The following is a 479-nucleotide window of genomic DNA, read 5'->3' as shown; positions in this document are numbered from 1 at the left end:
ACCTTCACCACCTGTCCAAGCGTGCACGCGGCGGATGATATTTCGGTGATGGAAACGCTTCAGGCTATCCCTCATCAGATACGCTCGGCACATGCTTTCACGGGCGACCGCGTGCCGCTGCGCATAGGTCCCAGTCAGCTCGGCTGCCGCGAGAACCCCTACGGAAAGGGCACCGCGCCGAACAAAGCGAACGCCCGCATATGTCTGAGCCGCATCGATCCGCGGCAGCGCGGGCTGTTCAATGCGGCCTGGATCATCGGCTATTTCGCGGCCTGCGCTCGCGAGGGCATCGAAGCCGTCGCCTTCGGTGACTTCACCGGCCCATTTGGTTTCGTCTACAGGAGAGGCAATTTCGCGCAGCCGTGGTTCGACCAACAGGATGGCCCAATGGTGTATCCCGCTTTCCATATCATGGCAGGCCTATCAAAGCTCGGTGGCGCCAGTCTGCTGTCGGTGGGAACTTCCGGAATTGACAGCAT

Annotated in this window: 1 pseudogene; it reads left to right on the top strand. The window is 60.8% G+C overall.

The window, feature by feature from the left end:
- Positions 1-479, top strand: a pseudogene (locus EOA22_RS36970) (hypothetical protein); the annotation flags it as partial.

This window comes from Mesorhizobium sp. M7A.F.Ca.US.014.04.1.1, assembly GCF_003998745.1.
Lineage (GTDB): Bacteria > Pseudomonadota > Alphaproteobacteria > Rhizobiales > Rhizobiaceae > Mesorhizobium > Mesorhizobium ciceri.
This window is presented reverse-complemented; position numbering and strand designations above follow the sequence as displayed.